This is a genomic window from Ralstonia sp. ASV6, assembly GCF_016429285.1.
In the GTDB taxonomy this organism is placed as follows: Bacteria; Pseudomonadota; Gammaproteobacteria; order Burkholderiales; family Burkholderiaceae; genus Ralstonia; species Ralstonia flaminis.
The window spans coordinates 1-18,218 of the sequence record NZ_JAELUI010000025.1 but is presented as its reverse complement, the minus strand read 5'-3'; the positions used below and the strand labels follow the sequence as shown (position 1 = coordinate 18,218).

The following is an 18,218-nucleotide window of genomic DNA, read 5'->3' as shown; positions in this document are numbered from 1 at the left end:
CCCTGATCACCCTGATCCCGAACCCACCATGAAAGACGGCGCCTGAATCGCTTCAGGCGCCGTTTCTCATGCTTCATTCGGGCCGCCACATGCTGGCGGCCCTGGTTTGGTGATCAACCGATCAACGTGCCGCCGACACGTCTGCCACCGCCAATGCCGTCATGTTGACGATACGGCGCGATGTGGCCGACGGGTTCAGGATGTGCACCGGCTTGGCTGCGCCCAGCAGGATCGGGCCCACCGTCACGCCCTGCCCGCCCGTCATCTTGAGCACGTTGAACGTGATGTTGGCCGCGTCCAGCGTCGGCATCACCAGCAGGTTGGCGCTGCCGGCAAACGCGCTCTTGGGCAGGAAGTGGTGGCGGATGTCTTCCGACAACGCAGCGTCGCCCTGGATCTCGCCTTCCACTTGCAGCTCGGGCACCTCCGCCTTCAGCAGGTCATACGCCGCACGCACCTTGCGCGCCGACGCGCTCTTCGACGAGCCGAACATCGAGTGTGACAACATCGCCACCTTCGGCTCCTGGCCGAAGCGGCGCACTTCCTCTGCCGCCAGCTTGGTGATGTCGGCCAGCTCTTCAGCGGTCGGGTTCTCGTTGACGAACGTATCCGTGATGAACAGCGTGTGCTTCTCCAGCATCAGGCCGTTCATGGCGGCGAACACCTTGGCATTCGGGGCCAGGCCGATCACGTCACGCACGTGCTCCAGGTGCGCATCGAAGCGGCCGACCGTGCCGCACAGCATCGCGTCGGCATCGCCCAGGCGCACCAGCAGCGCGCCGATCAGCGTGTTCGAGCGGCGCAGCGCCGACTTGGCCATGTCCGGCGTCACACCGTTGCGCCCCATCAGTTCGTGATACGCGGTGTGGTACTGGTGGTAGCGCGCGTCATCTTCCGGGTTCACCAGCTCGAAATGCACACCGGCCTTCAGGCGCAGACCGGCCTTCTGGATGCGCATTTCGATTACGTGCGGGCGGCCGATCAGGATCGGCTTGGCCAGGCCTTCGTCCACCACCGTCTGCACGGCGCGCAGCACGCGTTCTTCTTCGCCTTCGGTGTAGACAACGCGTTTCGGATTGGCCTTGGCGGCCGAGAACACCGGGCGCATGGTCAGACCGGTGTGGTACACGAAGTCGCTCAGTTGGGCGCGATAGGCGTCCAGATCCTTGATCGGGCGCGTGGCCACGCCGGACTCTTCTGCGGCCTTGGCAACTGCCGGTGCGATCTTCTCGATCAAGCGCGAATCGAACGGCTTCGGAATGATGTAGTCCGGACCAAAGTTCAGGTCCTGACCGGCGTACGCCTGAGCCACAGCGTCGTTCGTTTCCGCCTCTGCCAGTTCAGCAATGGCCTTCACGCACGCCAGCTTCATCGCTTCCGTGATCTTGGTAGCGCCGCAATCGAGCGCGCCGCGGAAGATGTACGGGAAACACAGCACGTTGTTGACCTGGTTCGGGTAGTCCGAACGGCCCGTGGCGATGATGCAGTCCGGGCGCGCGGCCTTGGCCACTTCCGGGCGGATTTCCGGCTCGGGGTTGGCCAGCGCCAGGATGATCGGCTTCGGCGCCATGGTCTTGACCATGTCGGCCGTCACCACGCCGGCCGCCGAGCAGCCGAGGAACACATCGGCATCGCGCATGATGTCGGCCAACGTACGGGCCGACGTGTCTTGCGCATAGCGCGCCTTGTTCGCTTCCATCTTGGCGTCACGGCCGACGTAGATCACGCCCTTCGAGTCGACCACGTAGATGTTCTCGCGCTTGACGCCCAGGCCCACCATCACATCCAGGCAGGCAATCGCCGCGGCGCCCGCGCCCGACACCGCCACCTTCACCTTGGCGATGTCCTTGCCAACAACCTTCAGGCCGTTGAGCAGTGCCGCCGACGAGATGATCGCCGTACCGTGCTGGTCGTCGTGGAAGACGGGAATGTTCAGGCGGTCACGCAGCTTCTGCTCGATGTAGAAGCACTCCGGCGCCTTGATGTCTTCGAGGTTGATACCGCCCAGTGTCGGCTCCAGCGAGGCGATGATGTCGACCAGCTTGTCCGGATCGCGCTCGGCCAGTTCGATGTCGAACACGTCGATGCCGGCAAACTTCTTGAACAGGCAGCCCTTGCCTTCCATCACCGGCTTGCTGGCCAGCGGGCCGATATCGCCCAGGCCCAGCACGGCGGTGCCGTTGGTGATTACGCCAACGAGGTTGCCGCGCGAGGTGTACTCAGCCGCTAGCGCCGGATCTTGCTCGATCGCCAGACACGGATACGCCACGCCCGGCGAGTACGCCAGCGACAGATCGCGCTGGTTGATCAGCGCCTTGGTCGGGCGCACTTCAATCTTGCCGCGCGTCGGGGCGCGGTGGTATTCAAACGCGGCGCGGCGCAATTCGGCCTCGGCGCCCTGGTCTTGGGAATCGGGCGAGGCGTCGTGAAGCTTGTCGTTCATATCGATGAATCCTGATGGAGCCTGATGAGGAGTTCCGCAGATGAGACGCACGTGCGCTCAGGCAGAAACTCCCCGAGACGATGTGGCAAAAAACAGTGGGGACAGAGAGAAACCGGGAGCAAGGCCGCAGGCGTTGCGGTACACCGTCAGGAGGGTGGCGACGGCGCGCAGGCTGCGCCGGCCAGGGGTGGCGGTCGGCGCGAGATGGGATGGAGTGACAACGCTCAAGCGAGGGTACGGCTGGCGGCCCGCAAATTAGGTCATACATTCTAACGTAGACCGCCTGCCAAAACCCACTCGGGCGCACTACTTAGCCGCCGGTTTCACTGATGGATCAACGGGCAGCTCCACGACGATGGGCTGCGCGTTCGGCGCCGGGAAATTGGCAAAGGCGCTGCGAATCAGGTAGGGCATCACTGCGGTCAGGGAACCGTCCCCACCCTGGGTCTGCGCCGTTACCTGGTAGACGCGTTTGCCCGATGCAGCCTCTTCAATGTCAACGTGATAGGCATAGAACGGCACCTGCACGTTGGTGTCGACATACTGCGGACCCCACGGGCCCCAGGGTCCCCACGGACCACGCCACGGCCCCCATGGGCCAGGGCCCCAGTACGGATCCGGGTAGACCGGCTGGCGCACCTGCACAAGGCGCGTGGCGGTCGAGTAATTCAGACGGACAAGATAGCGTGCACTGGCACGCGGCGCACTGGTAAAGCCGCGAGCGGCCAGTTGATCGGATGTCCAAGCCTCGTAGGTCTGGTGCTCCAGATCATTTTGCTGCGCTGCAGTGTGCTCAAACGCATACGTGCGCGGCGGCGCGTCTTCCCAGCCGGGCTGCTTGAACGCGGTGACCTGGCTGGTGACGGTGCTCGCGCAACCCGCCAGCAGGCTGGCTGCCATCAGCGCGCCGGCTATCGGCCAGATGCCGGATGGTTTGATCCTCTTGGCCCAATTCCACATAGAAAATCCCCCTACTCTTCAATCAGACAGGTTCCGACGCGCCCGCAAAGCGTTGCGCCCGGCCTTTTCCTCAGAGTCACGCTTTGCGCTGAAGATTCCCGCCAAGCGCCTGAGTACAATGGTCTTTTGCGTTCCGCTACGAGGATGTTACCGATGTTGCGCACCGATACTGCCGTGACGATTTACCGCAAGGATTACGCCGCCCCCGCGTTCCGCATTGATGAAGTGGCCCTGGAAATCGACCTGGTGCCCGAGCGTACCCGCGTCGTCAACCGCCTGCGCATGACGCGCACGGCCGCCGGCAAGCCGCTCGTGCTGATGGGCGAAGGGCTGGAACTGGCGGGCGCAACCGTCGACGGCCAGGCGCTGCCCGGCCTGCAAGCCAACGGCGACACGCTCACCATCGATGCCGTACCAGCGGAGGTCGGTGCCAGCTTCACGCTGGAGCTCACCACCTACTGCAACCCGGCTGCCAATTCATCGCTCATGGGGCTGTACGTCTCCAACGGCAACTTCTTCACGCAGTGCGAGGCCGAGGGCTTCCGCAAGATCACCTACTTCCTCGACCGGCCGGATGTGATGACGGTCTACACCGTCACGTTGCGTGCATTGAAAGCCGACTACCCGGTGCTGCTGTCCAACGGCAACCTCGTCTCCGAGAGCGATCTGCCGGACGGCCGCCACGAAGCCGTGTGGCACGACCCGTTCAAGAAGCCGTCGTACCTGTTCGCGCTGGTGGCAGGCAAGCTCGAATGCATTGAAGAACGCATCCAGTCCGCCTCGGGCAAGGAAAAGCTGCTGCAGGTGTGGGTGGAAGCGCAAGACCTGGGCAAGACGCGTCATGCGATGGATTCGCTCATCCACTCGATCCATTGGGATGAGCGCCGCTTCGGCCTGGAACTGGATCTGGACCGTTTCATGATCGTCGCCGTGGGCGACTTCAACATGGGCGCGATGGAGAACAAGGGCCTGAACATCTTCAACACGAAGTACGTTCTGGCCAATGCGGAGACCGCCACCGACGTGGACTTCGCCAACATCGAATCGGTGGTCGGCCACGAGTACTTCCACAACTGGACGGGCAACCGTGTCACCTGCCGCGACTGGTTCCAGTTGAGCCTGAAGGAAGGCCTGACGGTGTTCCGCGATCAGGAGTTCTCGGCGGACATGGCAGCACTTGCTGGCAACGAAGCCGCCGCCGCAAGCGCCCGCGCCGTCAAGCGCATTGAAGACGTGCGCCTGCTGCGCCAGGCACAATTCCCAGAAGACGCGGGCCCAATGGCCCACCCGGTGCGCCCTGACAGCTACGAAGAGATCAACAACTTCTACACCGTCACGGTGTACGAAAAAGGCGCCGAGGTTGTGCGCATGTACCAGACCCTGCTCGGCCGCGACGGCTTCCGCAAAGGGATGGACCTGTACTTCCAGCGCCACGACGGCCACGCCGTCACGTGCGATGATTTCCGCGCCGCCATGGCCGATGCCAATGGCCGCGACCTCACACAGTTTGGCCGCTGGTACAGCCAGGCCGGCACGCCGGTGGTTGCCGTGGAGGGCCACCATGATGCCGCCACGCACACCTACACGCTCACGCTGCGCCAACGCTGCGAGCCGGTCGGTATCGAGATCAACAGCGGCATCCAGAAGCAGCCGTTCCACATTCCGTTTGCTGTCGGCCTGATCGACAGCCAGGGCCGTGATCTGCCGCTGCGCTTGCGTGGCGAAACCGCGTCGCCTTCGTCCGTCACCACGCGCGTGCTCGACTTTACCGAGACCAAGCAAACCTTCGTCTTCGAAGACGTGACCGAGGCGCCGCTGCCCTCGCTGCTGCGTAATTTCTCAGCGCCGGTGATCGTCGAATACGACTACATCACCGAGCAGCTCACCTTCCAGCTCGCGCACGATTCCGACCCGTTCAACCGCTGGGAAGCCGGCCAGCGGCTGGCCACCGATACACTACTGCGCATGGTGACGGACATCCAGCACGGCCGCACCCCTGTGGTCGACCCCGCACTGGTGGAAGCACTGCGCGCCGTAGTGGCCGATGCCTCGCTCGACCCTGCCTTCCGCGAGCAGATGCTCATCCTGCCCGCCGAAAGCTACCTAGCCGAGCGCATGGACGTGGCCGACCCGGCCGCCATTCACACCGCACGCCGCACGCTGCGCCGCACGCTGGCGGAAAAGCTCAACGCCGAACTGCTGCGCGCCTACCAAGACAACCAGACCGAAGGCGCCTACTCGTCCGATGCCGTGTCCGCCGGCAAGCGCGCGCTGAAGAACATCGCCCTGGGTTACCTGGTGGAAACCGAAGCCCCCGAAGCGTTGGCCCTGGCCGAACAGCAATACGCCCGCGCCACCAACATGACCGACCGCATGGGCGCGCTGTCCGCCCTGGTCACAAGCTACGCGCCGGGTCGCGAAGCTGCGCTGGCGGACTTCTACACGCGCTTTGCCGACGACGCGCTCGTGATCGACAAGTGGTTCTCGCTGCAGGCCATGCAACCCGGCGCTGTCGGCAAGCCAACGTTGGAGACCGTGCGCGCGCTGATGGCACATCCGGCCTTCACGCTGCGTAATCCGAATCGAGCACGCTCGCTGATCTTCAGCTTCTGCTCGGGCAACCCGGCACAGTTTCACGCGGCCGACGGTTCAGGCTATGCCTTTTGGGCCGAGCAGGTGCTGGCGCTCGATGCCATCAACCCGCAGGTGTCCGCCCGCCTGGCACGTTCGCTGGACCGCTGGCGCAAGTATGTGCCCACGCTGCGCGACGCCATGCAGGCTGCGCTTAAGCGCGTGGCCTCGCACCCGAGCCTGTCGCGTGACGTGCGCGAGATCGTCGGCAAGGCACTGGCGTGAACATTGCGTCAGGTAAAATCGCGCCCGTCTCAGGAGAACCCATGAAGCGCATCAACCTCACCCGCTACCTGATCGAAGAGCAGCGCGAGCACAACACCATCCCCGCCGAGTTGCGTCTGCTGCTCGAAGTCGTGGCACGCGCCTGCAAGGCGATCTCGCACAGCGTCAACAAGGGCGCCCTTGCTGGTGTGCTCGGCTCGGCCGGCACCGGCAACGTGCAAGGCGAAACCCAGCAGAAGCTGGACGTGATCGCCAACGAAGTCCTGCTCGAAGCCAACGAATACGGCGGCAACCTGGCCGCCATGGCCTCGGAAGAGATGGAGTCGTTCTACGAGATTCCCCATCGTTATCCGAAGGGCGAATACCTGTTGCTGTTTGATCCGCTCGATGGCTCGTCCAACATCGACGTGAACGTGTCGATTGGCACGATCTTCTCGGTGCTGCACATGCCCAAGGCCGGCGAGGCCGTGACCGAAGCCGACTTCATGCAACCCGGTGCCAAGCAAGTCGCCGCCGGCTATGCCGTGTACGGCCCGCAGACCACGCTGGTGCTGACCGTCGGCAACGGCGTGCACATGTTCACGCTCGACCGCGAAATCGGCAGCTTCGTGCTGACCAGCCGTGACGTGAAGATTCCTGCCGACACGAAGGAATTCGCCATCAACATGTCGAACATGCGCCACTGGGCCCCGCCCGTGCGCCGCTATATCGACGAATGCCTGGCCGGCACCGAAGGCCCGCGCGGCAAGGATTTCAACATGCGCTGGATCGCCTCGATGGTGGCCGATGTGCATCGCATCCTCACGCGCGGCGGCATCTTCATGTACCCCTGGGACAAGCGTGAACCAGGCAAAGCCGGCAAGCTGCGCCTGATGTACGAGGCCAACCCGATGGCATTCCTGGTGGAGCAGGCTGGCGGTGCCGCCACCAATGGCCAGCAGCGCATTCTGGACATCCAGCCCGAAAAGCTGCACCAGCGCGTGGCGGTGGTCCTGGGCTCGAAGAACGAGGTGGACCGCGTCACGCAATACCACCTCGAGGCCGAAAAAACGGCGTAACAACGCCACTTGAGGCCGTCATTACAGCGACGCTTGCAGGGCGACAAAAAGTTCTGTTAGAATCGCTGTTTCCGACGCCGCTGTAGCTCAGTCGGTAGAGCAGCGCATTCGTAATGCGAAGGTCACCAGTTCGATTCCGGTCAGCGGCACCAGAATTCAAAAAGCCCAGTCTTCATCGACTGGGCTTTTTGCTTGGCTCTTGCTGCGCCATGCAGGCACGAAACAGCCGATAGAAGTGCTCGCACGATTTAGCACTGACCGACGCATCAAAGCGCTGCCGATAAGCCCCGCGCTCGGCACAAACAACTCCAGCAGCGAGGCTCCCGCAGCTGCTCGGTCGCACAGACTCCCACACAGACTTTTAGCCAAAGCGCCTGCCGCAGACGCAGTACTTGAGCCGTCTATCGACAGCTTGTAGCGCCTACCGCAATCCACTCTGGACCGCGTTTCGTCAGCGAACCAAGACAACGCTGGTCCGGTCTGGGCGGGGATTACAAAGAAAAATGGGCGCGCCGTGTGGCGCGCCCATCCGTGATTCCTTCCGGGTTCCTGCACGCGCTATCGGTAGCGTGCTGGAACCTGGGTCGGAACGTATTTCACACTTAAGCTCAGTTGTACGTGTACACCGCGCTCTTGAGGCTGTTGTCCAGCATGCGATAGTTGAACAGGATCGAACGCGTGCCGGAAGTCGTCAGCGCCGGCACCTGCTGTGAGTTCGGCAGGCCAATCACCACCGAAGTCGCACCCCTGGCCACATTGGTTGACGTGCCATAGGTGCCCTTCAAGTCCACCGTGACGGCGGCACTGCCGATCTGCTGGGCCGATGGGTTCTGCGCCCAATCCACCGTCAGCGAGGACAGCACGCCGTTGGTAGCACTGTTGGACGGGTTCAGATCCGCCTGCGTCTGGTTGCCCGCCGTATTCCACGGCAGGTTCACTGCCTGCGTTGCCTGCACCAGATCCGTCAGCAGCGTCTTGTAGTAGACGCGGTCAGGCGTGGTCTGCGAACCATAGAACAACTCAACCTTGTATCGCGCACCCTTCGTAACCGGAGTCGAATCCAGGGTATCCGACGCCTGCGCCCATACCGGATTGCTGAAATCGCTGCGCGGGGCAGCCAACGTGGTCGCATCACTCCCCGTCAGGCCGACCGTGCGGGCGAACCAAAAGTTGGGGCAGTTGTATGTGGCCGTGCCGCCGTTGCTGCAACGGGTGGTAGCCGGGACCACACCAAACTTGTTGCTCACATCCATGTATTGCTGAGTCGGCTCGTTGCTGTCGCCGGTGGGCGCGATATAGACGAGGCCACTGGTCGGCAGGCCCGGCCCGGTCACGCGCGCAAAATTCAGGTTGCCGTTGCTGTTGACACTGCCCGGGCCCTTGGCGTTGATCCAGAACTGGATGCCGGTCTGGAAGTGGCTATAGCTGTTGCTGTTGGCGCTCGTGCCGGCGAAGCTCGGATTGACCTGCTCGACCCGGCGAACCTGCAGTCGGTCGATCACCTCCACCGGCTGTTGATTGCCGACGACCCACCAGTTGGACGGGTGCGCGCTCGACGCGCCAGAGGCGATGTAGCGCGCCAGCACGATGATGTTGCCCGGGTTGCCGTTGATGTCTAGGTACTTGATGTTCAGCACGGCCTGATCGTACGTGGGCGACGACGGGGAGCCAGCCGGATAGAACGCCATGACTTCCGGCACGCTGAACTTGGCACCGGTCATAGCGTCGCTGGTCAGCGTGCCAAAGAGCCATTGCCCGAAGGCGTAGCCGTTGTGCAGGAAGGCGATGCCGCCGGCATTGCTCGTGTCCGATGCAATGTTCTGGCAGGCAGGCGCCAGCGACGTCACCTTTGGGCCACCTTGCGTAGCGGGCAGCGTGAAGTCCGTACCCAGCACGCGCTGCGAGGTCGGCAACGCGAAGCAAGCGGTCAACGCATTCGCCAACGCCTGCGCGCCCTGCGGCAGGCTGGAAACGTTTTTGGCCGGCGCAGGCAGCGCCGACCCACCGCCGGTGGCGGTGGCCAGCGGTACGGGCGTACCGTCGACCGTAGCCAGCTGCAGTTGGCCTGTGGCCGGATTCTTCGATACCGTTACCACATCCAGAATTTGGTCAGCCGTATTGCCAACGCCGGATGACGTCGCAGCGGTAATGCTGGTGGCAAACGGGTCATAGTTGGTCGGCGCACCGATGGCACTCAGCACCGACGCCAATTGCGCCACCACATTGGCGGTGACTGCCTTGAGCGCGCTTGCATTCACCGTCTTTGCGTTGACCAGCGTCAGCGGGTTCCCATCCGGTGAAAGCTGCGCCAGGATCGCGGTGGTCAGCGGGGTGGCGTTGAGCGTAAGCGGCGTGCCAGCCGGTGGCGTGGTTGTCGTCACGCTGGCCAGCGGCGCGGTATTGCCGGTCGGATCGGTCACGACCACGAAGAACGGTGCCGTCTCGCCAGATTTCAGCGTGCAGGTGTAAGTCCCCAAGGCCGTGGTCGTGATGCTGGTTTCCACGCACGGCGAATTACCCGTGCTGTCAGTCACGGCAACGTTGGCATTCGCCAACGCACTGCCGGTTGCAGCCGTACCGGTCAGGCTGGCCGACGCCGGCGTCGCGGTGCCGCCCGTGCTGCCACTGCCACCGCTGTCCGACCCGCCACCACAACCGGCAACCAACGTGGCGGTTGCCAATGCGATGGCCGTAGCGGCCAAACCCACGCGCCAGGTGCGGTTGACGTGCCCTGCTTCCATAAATCCCCCTGTTCTCGTTCGACGAGGCTTGTCGTGCTTCGTCGATATTGGAAACGCCGGGCACCGCCCTCCCTGGGTATGCGCCAGCCACGCATTCCACCGAATTTCTTCACAATGTGAATGCACCCCGGATAGTAAGAAAAGCATCTCCAGAGGCACATCCCCAGTTCGGAGGATGTCTCTCCAGAGACAGAGCTCCGCCCCAGAGTGAGGAGGTTGGTCTAGAGATGAAAAAAGCCCAGTCTTCATCGACTGGGCTTTTTGCTTTTGGGCCTTAGGAAGCGCCTGAACTACCTCGATCAGGCCGCCGGAATACGCAACTTCTGCCCCGGATAGATCTTGTTCGGGTCCGACAGCATCGGCTTGTTCGCCTCGAAAATCACCGGGTACTTGTTGGCATCGTCGTAGAACTTCTTGGCGATGGCTGACAGCGTATCGCCGCGCTCCACCGTGTGCCATTGCGACTCTTCCGACTCGGTGTTGACCGACATTTGGTCGTCGACTGACTTGATACCGTCAACGTTGCCGCAGCACAGGATGATCTTCTCGCGCGTGGGCTGATCTGGCGCCACGCCGAATACCTTGGCCGCATCGCCTTCCACCTGCACTGACAGTGCCGTGGCGCTCAGGCCCTGCTGGGCGATGTAGTCCTGGATAGCTTGGCCCTTGGCATCGTCGGCGGCCTTGGCAGCATCAGCGTCTGCAGATGCGTCGGCCGGCGCGGCTGCGGCGCTGCCATGGAACAGTTTCTCACCAGCCTCTTTGATGAAGTCAAAAAAACCCATAACGACCTCCATAAGTACACAACGGGGAAAGGGAAAGCATCAGGCGCGGGGCATCCGGGGCGCGCCCGTCGCCGCAGTGTAGCCGCTCGCGTGCGGTGTCTCCATGACAGGCAGGAAGCAAATGCAAACTTTGCAGCACGCGGAACACGCGGTTACATCGGTTACCCCGCATTGCTGCAGCGCAGCAAGATCACTGGCACAATGGTTCTCCATCCGAACCTACAATGCGCCGGAGGGAGCGCATACCGCAGCTCCCCGTCCGAGCCACCCGCCGCCATGCACCGCACGTGGATGAAGTCCATCACCCGGCTGGTTGACGCGTTGACCACGCCGGATTTCGGCCGCCAATCGTGGCCACCCAAGCCGGTCAAGCCGCCCAAGCCCGGCACTCGCCGCGACGGCACACGCCGCGTGCGTGTACCCGCCGTGCCGACACCCACGGCCGGCACATTTGTACGAGAGCAATTCATCTACGAGCCTGAATCACCCGCTGTGGTGGCTCGCCGCCCGGAATATTGGCTGTACACACCGCCCACGCGTGGCAGCAAGCCCCCCGCGCTGATGGTGATGCTGCACGGCTGCAAGCAATCGGCTGAGGTGCTGGCGCACGGCACGCGCATGAATGCACTGGCGGATCGTGAAGGCTTCATCGTGCTGTATCCGGAGCAGCCGCGCCGCGCGCATCCGCAATGCTGCTGGCACTGGTACGACCCCGAACACGCCGGTGCCCGCGAGGCAGACGGCATCTGTCGGCTGATCGAACAAACGCTGGAGCGGACCGGCGCCGATCCGGCACGCGTGTATCTGGCAGGGTTGTCGGCGGGTGCGGGATTGGCCGGCCTGATGGCGCTGCGTCATCCAAAGCTGTTTGCCGCGCTGGCACTGCACTCCGGCCCGGCGCTGGGTATCGCGCGTACGCCCGCCTCGGCGCTGAACCTGATGCGGCGCGGTGCGCGCGTGGATCCGCTCGATGCGCTATCGGCGGTGGTGGACGTTGCCACCTACCCCGGCATGCCGACGATGATCCTGCACGGCCTGCGCGATGACGCCGTCAACCCGGCCAATCAGGCACAGCTGGCCTCGCAGTTCCGTGCGCTGAACCACCTGGGCGACACCACCGGCGTGTCTCGCGAAACCGCACGCGGCGATGGGTTCGTCCTGCGCAACGACATGCGTCATGGCGAATGCATCGTCAGCCTGTGCCAGCTCACGGCAGCCGGTCACGCCTGGAGCGGTGGCGACCCCCGCTACGCCTTCCACGCACCCGGGCCGGATGCGACCTGGCTGTGGTGGCAATTCGCACGACGCCACGTGCGCGAAGCCGCACTGGCAGCGTAGAAAACGCGTCAGAGTCAGAGATCGATCGACTGCTGAACGCCGCCGCGCCCCAGCAACTCGTCGATCAGGCCGTAACCACGCGCGAGACCGGCATCCTCAGCTGCCTCGCGCGTCGGCAACGGACGCTCGTCATGTGAATGCGCGACCAGAGTTTCAACGGCCGTCGGGTCTGCACCCGATTCGCAGATGCGCACAACGAAGTCCCACAACCTCAGCGCTGATGCCGCTTCCTGGTCCGACTTGCGCGCTGCGCGCGGAATGGCCAGCACGTAGACGTCGAAATCCTTGTAAACCTCGGTGCGCCAGTTCGATTCCACGGTCATGTGACCTCCTTGAGAACGCCTGCCTGACAGACACATCGTGTCGACACTGCAAACGCATCCCGAAAAAAACACAGGCCGGTACATGACCGGCCCGTCTTCACAGCATCAGCATTCACCCTTCCTGGCGTGGCCCGGAGGGCAGTGGTAGCGATCATCACGATCACGGCGATCGTGGTCCCAGTCTCGGCCCCGATCACGACCGCGCCAACGGCCATCATCGCCGCGATCCCAACCGCCCTCACGCATCTGCCAACCGCGCGGGCCTTGCTCCCAACGCGGCTCGCGCCAGTGGTAGCCCGGTCGACCGTGCTCACGATAGCCACGACGCCAGACATAGCGACCATCGCGCCATTGCCAGTACCCAGGCACCCATACGTAGCCCGGTTGCATGGCCGGCACAGGCTCATACTGGGGCGGCGGCGGCGCGTACGTCGGGCCAATCTGCACACCGATGGACACCTGCGCCTGCGCAGGCAATGCAATCGACGCCGTCACACCAGCCGCAGCCAGGCACGTGGCGAGAATCCATGCGTTCTTTTTCATCCGGGACTCCTTCTTCTGCAATCGAGCTTGATTCGATCCTAGCATCGGCCTGCGCCGCCTTCCCTAGGGTGTTACGCGGCGTTACCTTCGTTACCGGATGCCGAAATTGTGCTCACGATTGCGTGACGCGGCCCTCGCGCCTCTTCCAGCCATGCACAAAACGCCTGCACCACCTCGTCACCGAGATTGCGTGCTGGGCAGTACCAGTAGTAGCTGCGTGCGGCAAGCGCCAACTCCGGAAATGGCGCGACCAACCGCCCCTCCTCCAAGTCTTCAGTGATGAGTGCCGACGGCCCCATCGCCACCCCAAGCCCATCGATGGCTGCCTGGATCGATAAGTAGAAATGCTCGAACGTGAGCGCGTGCGCGGGCCGCAGATTGGGCACGCCCGCCAGTACAAGCCAGCTTGGCCAGATCGAGGGCAGCGTGTCTGAATGCAGCAGCGTGTGTCGCCGCAAATCCGACGGCGCAACCAGCGGCGTGCGCTTGAGCAATGCCGGGCTGCATACGGGAAAGCGACTTTCATCCAGAAAGCGCCCCGACCGGAACCCCGCGTGGATCTCCGGCCCACCGCGAATGATCACGTCAAAGTTGTCCGGAAGATCTTCGATCTCTTCGATGGATGTGGTGAGCCGCACCTCCACACGCGGAAACCGCATCTGAAATGTCGACAGGCGCGGAATCAACCAGCGCATCGTGAACGTCGGGATGCTGTTCACGCGCAGGATGCGCGCCGCATCGCGATCGCGCACCGACTGGCTGGCCACGCTGATGCGGTCAAGCGCCACACCAATCTCAGAGAGGTAGCGCTGCCCCGCGTCGGTCAACTCAACACGCCGGTTCAAGCGCCGGAACAGCGGCACGCCCAGCCACGCTTCCAGCATTTGAATCTGCCGACTGATGGCGCCATGCGTGACGTTCAACTCCTCGCCCGCACGCGTAAAGCTCAGATGGCGCGCGGCTGATTCAAAGGCACGCACAGCATTCAGTGGAGGCAGCTTGCGCATATCGCGTGAGTTTTTTGCACAGATCGAGTCAGTATATATCGATTGTTGATCAAAATCTGCGGCGATACGCTGTCGACTTCCCACTCAAGCCGCTGCGCTGTCGAGTGAGAAAAATCGACTCGACCTCACCCTCTCCCCCTGCCCATCGTGACTCCCATCGTCATCGCCCTGGTTCTGTGCGCTGCCCTGCTCCACGCCTCGTGGAATGCGCTACTGAAAAGCGGCTCCGACCGCCTGCGCGCGATCACGCTCATGACACTGGCATCCGGCGTTGCCGCTATCCCGATGGCGATCGCACTTCCGTTGCCGGCCCCAGCTGCGTGGCCGTACGTAGCGTTGTCCGCTGTGCTGCACGTCGGCTACAACGTGTTTCTCGCGCGGGCCTATCGGTTCGGGGAGTTCGGACAGGTGTACCCGATCGCGCGCGGCTCATCGCCGCTGCTGGTGACCATGGGTGCTGCGCTGTTCGCAGGTGAAATGCCCGGCGTCATTGCGCTCGCGGGCGTGGTGCTGGTGAGCGGTGGCATTCTCAGCCTGGCGCGAGGCCGCAAGGCGGACCTCGGCTCCACGCTCGCCGCACTGACCACCGGTGTATTCATCGCGTGCTACACGGTGTGTGATGGCATTGGCGCGCGCGTGGCCGGCAACGCGAATGCATATTCCGCATGGCTGTTCATGCTCGATGGCCTGCCGATGGTGCTGCTCTATCGCGCATGGAAAGGCCCACTGAACATCGATCTGCGCGACACCAACACGCTCAAGACATTTGGCGGCGGCGTGGTCTCGCTCGTCGCGTATGGCATCGTCATCTGGGCCGTGACACTCGCGCCAATGGGGCCGGTGTCGGCCCTGCGTGAAACGTCGGTGGTGTTTGCCGCACTGCTCGGCCGCTTCTTCCTGAAGGAATCGCTCACGGCGCGACGCCTGTCGGCCTGCTCGGTCATTGCCTTCGGTGCTTACTGCCTCGGGCACCCGGCGTGAGCACAGCGCTCATGCAGCGCGCGGCGGGTATTTGACTTCCAGGATGTCGATCTGCTCGACGCCCGCGGGCGTGCGCAGCGGCACCGTATCCCCCTCACGCGCCTTGATGAGCGCGCGCGCAATCGGCGAGATCCAACTCACATAGCCCTTATCGAGATCGACCTCGTCCATGCCGACGATGGTGACGGTGGTCTCCTCTCCGGCCTGGTTGGCATAGGAGACGGTCGCGCCGAAGAAAATCTGATCGTTGTCGCCCTGTAGGCTGGCATCGACCACTTCCGCCTTTTCGATACGGCGCGTGAGGAAGCGGATGCGCCGGTCGATCTCACGCAAGCGCTTCTTGCCGTAGAGGTAATCGCCATTCTCGGAGCGATCACCATTGGATGCAGCCCACGACACGATGCCGACCACCTCGGGCCGCTCCGTGTCGATCAGATGCATCAACTCCGAGCACAGGCGTTCATAGCCGGCGGGCGTGATGTAGTTCTTGGAGCCCGGCGGCAGCGGCGCTGCGCCCTCGGGCAGATCGTCTTCGTCGTCGCCGGAGTCTTCCCGGACGAAAGCCTTGTTCATGGTAGAAGCAACGTGGGTTCAGAGCCCCATTATAGAAAGCTGGCCCCTTCCAGAAGAAAAAGTGAAGAAGGGGGTTCACAAGGTCGGAAAACTCTGTATAATCTCATTTCTCGGTTGCGGCTGTAGCTCAGTTGGATAGAGTACTTGGCTACGAACCAAGGGGTCGTGGGTTCGAATCCTGCCAGCCGCACCAACCTAATAAAGGCAAAAAGGGCTTCCAGAAATGGAAGCCCTTTTTGTTTGCCCTCTCGCTCATCGCCTCTCGTTGGCAAGCTGCGCACGCGCCACAAGCGCAAGGCGCCGACAGGAAAAGCAGGCCAAAAAAAAAGGGATCAATAAGCCGGGTTTACAGGCCTCACCCCCTTCTCGGCATTACGCACATCGCAATGCGTGAATCGCCACTAGACTCCCTGCAGATCACATGTATAATCGCGCCCTTCGGTTGCGGCTGTAGCTCAGTTGGATAGAGTACTTGGCTACGAACCAAGGGGTCGTGGGTTCGAATCCTGCCAGCCGCACCAACCTGATAAAGACGAAAAGGGCTTCCATTTCTGGAAGCCCTTTTCTTTTGCCGGCGCCTCCTCCATCAGGGTGCTGCGCGCACGGGCCACAAACAAAAAAGGCGAAGCCAGCCGGCCTCGCCTATTCGCGCATCATTGCCTCTCGCCGGCTAATCGCCGCGGTCCCGCGCAATACGAATCACATCGGGGTTACGCCGCAGCGCGCGCATCACGTCGGCCAGATGCACACGGTCGTGCACCTGAATCAGGAACGTCATGTACGTCGCCTCCTGATTGCCCTCTTGCTCCATCGACACATGCGCCACGTTGGCATCGGCCGAGGTCAGGTCTGCTGCCACGCGCGCAAGGATACCCTTCGTATTGCGCACGAGCACCTTGATCGACACGTCGAACGCACGCGTGGTGTGCTCGGCCCACATGACATCGATCCAGTGCTCCGGATCCTTGCTGTGCAGGCGCTTGGCCACACGACATTCCTGCGCATGGATCTGCAACCCCTCGCCCTTGCCGATGTAGCCCACGATGGAATCACCGGGGATCGGCCGGCAGCACGACGAAAACACCATCGCCATGCCCTCATCACCGCTAACGGTGACCGCAGGTGCCTCTTCGTTGGCGAAAGTATGCACGGCGGCCATCAGGGCTTCGTCGCCTTCGTGCCCGCCCTCTTGCAGCACGATCTCAATGCGGCGTGCAATCACGGCCGGCACACGGCGGCCGAGCGCAAGGTCTGCAAAGATATCTTCGCGGGCCTTGTTGCCCGTCCATTGCACGATGCGTTCCCACACCGGCGCGGGCACGGCCTTCATGTCGATGCCGATCTGGCGCAGCGCCTGCTCCAGCAAGCGCTCGCCAAGCTGGATGGCTTCATCAAGCTTGGCCGTCTTGAGGAAATGTCGGATCGCCGCACGCGCCTTGCCGGTGCGTACGAATGTGAGCCACGCCGGATTGGGCTTCGAGTACGGCGCCGTCACCACTTCGACGATGTCGCCGTTCTTCAGCTCCGTACGCAGCGGTAGAAGTTCGTTGTTGATCTTGACTGCCACGCACTGGTTGCCCAGGTCGCTGTGCACCGCGTAGGCGAAGTCCAGCGCCGTCGCGCCACGCGGCAACGCGCGGATCTCGCCCTTGGGGGTGAACACGTACACGGCATCCGGGAACAGGTCGATCTTGACGTGCTCCAGAAACTCCTGCGAATCCCCGGTCTGACTCTGGATGTCGAGCAGCGACTGCAACCACTGGTGGGCCTGCTGCTGGGCGCGGTCAGGCTCGTCCTGATGTTGCTTGTACATCCAGTGCGCGGCCACGCCGGCTTCCGCAATCTGGTTCATCTCGCGCGTGCGGATCTGGAACTCGACTGGCGTGCCAAACGGCCCCACCAGCGTCGTGTGCAGCGACTGATAACCGTTGATCTTGGGGATCGCGATGTAGTCCTTGAACTTGCCGGGCATCGGCTTGTACAAGCTATGCAGCGCGCCCACGGTCATGTAGCACTGCATCTGCGTGTCCACCACCACGCGAAAGCCATACACATCCAGCACCTGCGAGAACGACAATTGCTTGTCGTGCATCTTGCGGTAAATGCTGTAGAGCGTCTTCTCGCGCCCCGTGAGTTCTGCCAGGATGCCCGCATCGGCCAGCGCGCGCTGCGCCGTCTCAAGAATGCGCGTCACCACCTCGCGACGGTTGCCGCGAGCCGCCTTCACGGCCTTTTCGAGCGTCGCGTAACGGAATGGCGAACCGATACGGAAGCTCAGTTCCTGCAGTTCGCGATATGTGGTGTTCAGGCCGAGTCGGTGTGCGATCGGCGCGTAAATCTCCATCGTCTCGCCCGCGATGCGGCGGCGCTTTTCGGGCGGCACGTGGTCGAGCGTACGCATGTTGTGCGTACGATCGGCCAGCTTGACGAGAATCACGCGCACATCGCGCGCCATCGCAAGCAACATCTTGCGGAAGCTCTCAGCCTGCGCCTGCTCGCGGCTTTGGAATTCCAGCTTGTCCAGCTTGGTCAGGCCGTCGACCAGTTCCGCGACCTTGGGGCCGAATTTCTCAGCCAGCTCGCTCTTGGTAACCCCCTGATCTTCGATCA

The 18,218-nt window shown here is 62.9% G+C and carries 13 protein-coding genes and 3 tRNA genes; 7 read left to right on the top strand and 9 right to left on the bottom strand.

Annotation, left to right across the window (positions count from 1 at the left end; all coding sequences use genetic code 11):
* Positions 1-121 precede the first annotated feature (121 nt).
* Both JHD73_RS06935 and JHD73_RS06930 read right to left on the bottom strand, forming a co-directional pair.
* Entirely contained in the window at positions 122-2,443 is a 2,322-nt protein-coding gene (locus tag JHD73_RS06935; RefSeq protein WP_199029119.1) for an NADP-dependent malic enzyme, read from the bottom strand.
* A 306-nt stretch (positions 2,444-2,749) separates the two neighbouring features.
* Positions 2,750-3,403 (bottom strand): DUF4136 domain-containing protein, encoded by a 654-nt coding sequence (locus JHD73_RS06930; RefSeq protein ID WP_199029117.1) that lies wholly within the window; start codon positions 3,401-3,403, stop codon positions 2,750-2,752.
* A gap of 153 nt (positions 3,404-3,556) precedes the next feature.
* Here JHD73_RS06930 and pepN point away from each other — a divergent pair, with 153 nt between their 5' ends.
* From pepN to JHD73_RS06915, 3 genes are all read left to right on the top strand, one after another.
* Positions 3,557-6,259 (top strand): aminopeptidase N, encoded by a 2,703-nt coding sequence (pepN, locus tag JHD73_RS06925; protein ID WP_199029115.1) that lies wholly within the window; start codon positions 3,557-3,559, stop codon positions 6,257-6,259.
* A 41-nt stretch (positions 6,260-6,300) separates the two neighbouring features.
* A complete protein-coding gene (locus tag JHD73_RS06920) occupies positions 6,301-7,317 on the top strand; it encodes a class 1 fructose-bisphosphatase (RefSeq protein WP_199029113.1) in 1,017 nt (338 codons plus the stop codon).
* 76 nt (positions 7,318-7,393) lie between these two features.
* Positions 7,394-7,469 (top strand) — tRNA-Thr (locus tag JHD73_RS06915).
* Positions 7,470-7,925: 456 nt separating this feature from the next.
* On the opposite strand, the gene JHD73_RS06910 is transcribed toward JHD73_RS06915, so the two are convergent.
* Both JHD73_RS06910 and lysM read right to left on the bottom strand, forming a co-directional pair.
* Positions 7,926-10,058, bottom strand: a complete 2,133-nt coding sequence (locus JHD73_RS06910; protein WP_199029111.1) for a hypothetical protein — start codon at positions 10,056-10,058, stop codon at positions 7,926-7,928.
* A gap of 299 nt (positions 10,059-10,357) precedes the next feature.
* Positions 10,358-10,843, bottom strand: a complete 486-nt coding sequence (lysM, locus tag JHD73_RS06905) for a peptidoglycan-binding protein LysM (RefSeq protein ID WP_199029109.1) — start codon at positions 10,841-10,843, stop codon at positions 10,358-10,360.
* 291 nt (positions 10,844-11,134) lie between these two features.
* Here lysM and JHD73_RS06900 point away from each other — a divergent pair, with 291 nt between their 5' ends.
* On the top strand, positions 11,135-12,181 hold the full coding sequence (locus JHD73_RS06900) for a PHB depolymerase family esterase (RefSeq protein WP_199029107.1): 1,047 nt from the start codon (positions 11,135-11,137) through the stop codon (positions 12,179-12,181).
* Positions 12,182-12,195: 14 nt separating this feature from the next.
* Here JHD73_RS06900 and JHD73_RS06895 read toward each other — a convergent pair whose 3' ends face one another.
* The 3 genes from JHD73_RS06895 to JHD73_RS06885 all read right to left on the bottom strand — a co-directional run bounded on the left by JHD73_RS06895 (position 12,196) and on the right by JHD73_RS06885 (position 14,054).
* Positions 12,196-12,504 (bottom strand): hypothetical protein, encoded by a 309-nt coding sequence (locus JHD73_RS06895; RefSeq protein ID WP_199029105.1) that lies wholly within the window; start codon positions 12,502-12,504, stop codon positions 12,196-12,198.
* A 105-nt stretch (positions 12,505-12,609) separates the two neighbouring features.
* Positions 12,610-13,047 (bottom strand): YXWGXW repeat-containing protein, encoded by a 438-nt coding sequence (locus JHD73_RS06890; protein ID WP_199029103.1) that lies wholly within the window; start codon positions 13,045-13,047, stop codon positions 12,610-12,612.
* Positions 13,048-13,118: 71 nt separating this feature from the next.
* A complete protein-coding gene (locus JHD73_RS06885) occupies positions 13,119-14,054 on the bottom strand; it encodes a transcriptional regulator GcvA (RefSeq protein WP_199029101.1) in 936 nt (311 codons plus the stop codon).
* Positions 14,055-14,201: 147 nt separating this feature from the next.
* Here JHD73_RS06885 and JHD73_RS06880 point away from each other — a divergent pair, with 147 nt between their 5' ends.
* Positions 14,202-15,035, top strand: coding sequence for a DMT family transporter (locus JHD73_RS06880; protein WP_199029099.1), 834 nt, complete (start codon positions 14,202-14,204; stop codon positions 15,033-15,035).
* 9 nt (positions 15,036-15,044) lie between these two features.
* Here JHD73_RS06880 and greB read toward each other — a convergent pair whose 3' ends face one another.
* The gene (greB, locus tag JHD73_RS06875) at positions 15,045-15,608 is read right to left on the bottom strand and encodes a transcription elongation factor GreB (protein WP_199029097.1); all 564 of its coding nucleotides are present in this window, start codon (positions 15,606-15,608) and stop codon (positions 15,045-15,047) included.
* Between the two features lie 116 nt (positions 15,609-15,724).
* Between greB and JHD73_RS06870 the strand changes: the two genes are divergently transcribed.
* Both JHD73_RS06870 and JHD73_RS06865 read left to right on the top strand, forming a co-directional pair.
* Positions 15,725-15,801, top strand: a tRNA-Arg gene (locus JHD73_RS06870).
* A gap of 251 nt (positions 15,802-16,052) precedes the next feature.
* Positions 16,053-16,129, top strand: a tRNA-Arg gene (locus JHD73_RS06865).
* Between the two features lie 149 nt (positions 16,130-16,278).
* On the opposite strand, the gene JHD73_RS06860 is transcribed toward JHD73_RS06865, so the two are convergent.
* On the bottom strand, positions 16,279-18,218 hold a 1,940-nt coding region (locus JHD73_RS06860; RefSeq protein ID WP_199029095.1), incomplete at its 5' end, for a bifunctional (p)ppGpp synthetase/guanosine-3',5'-bis(diphosphate) 3'-pyrophosphohydrolase.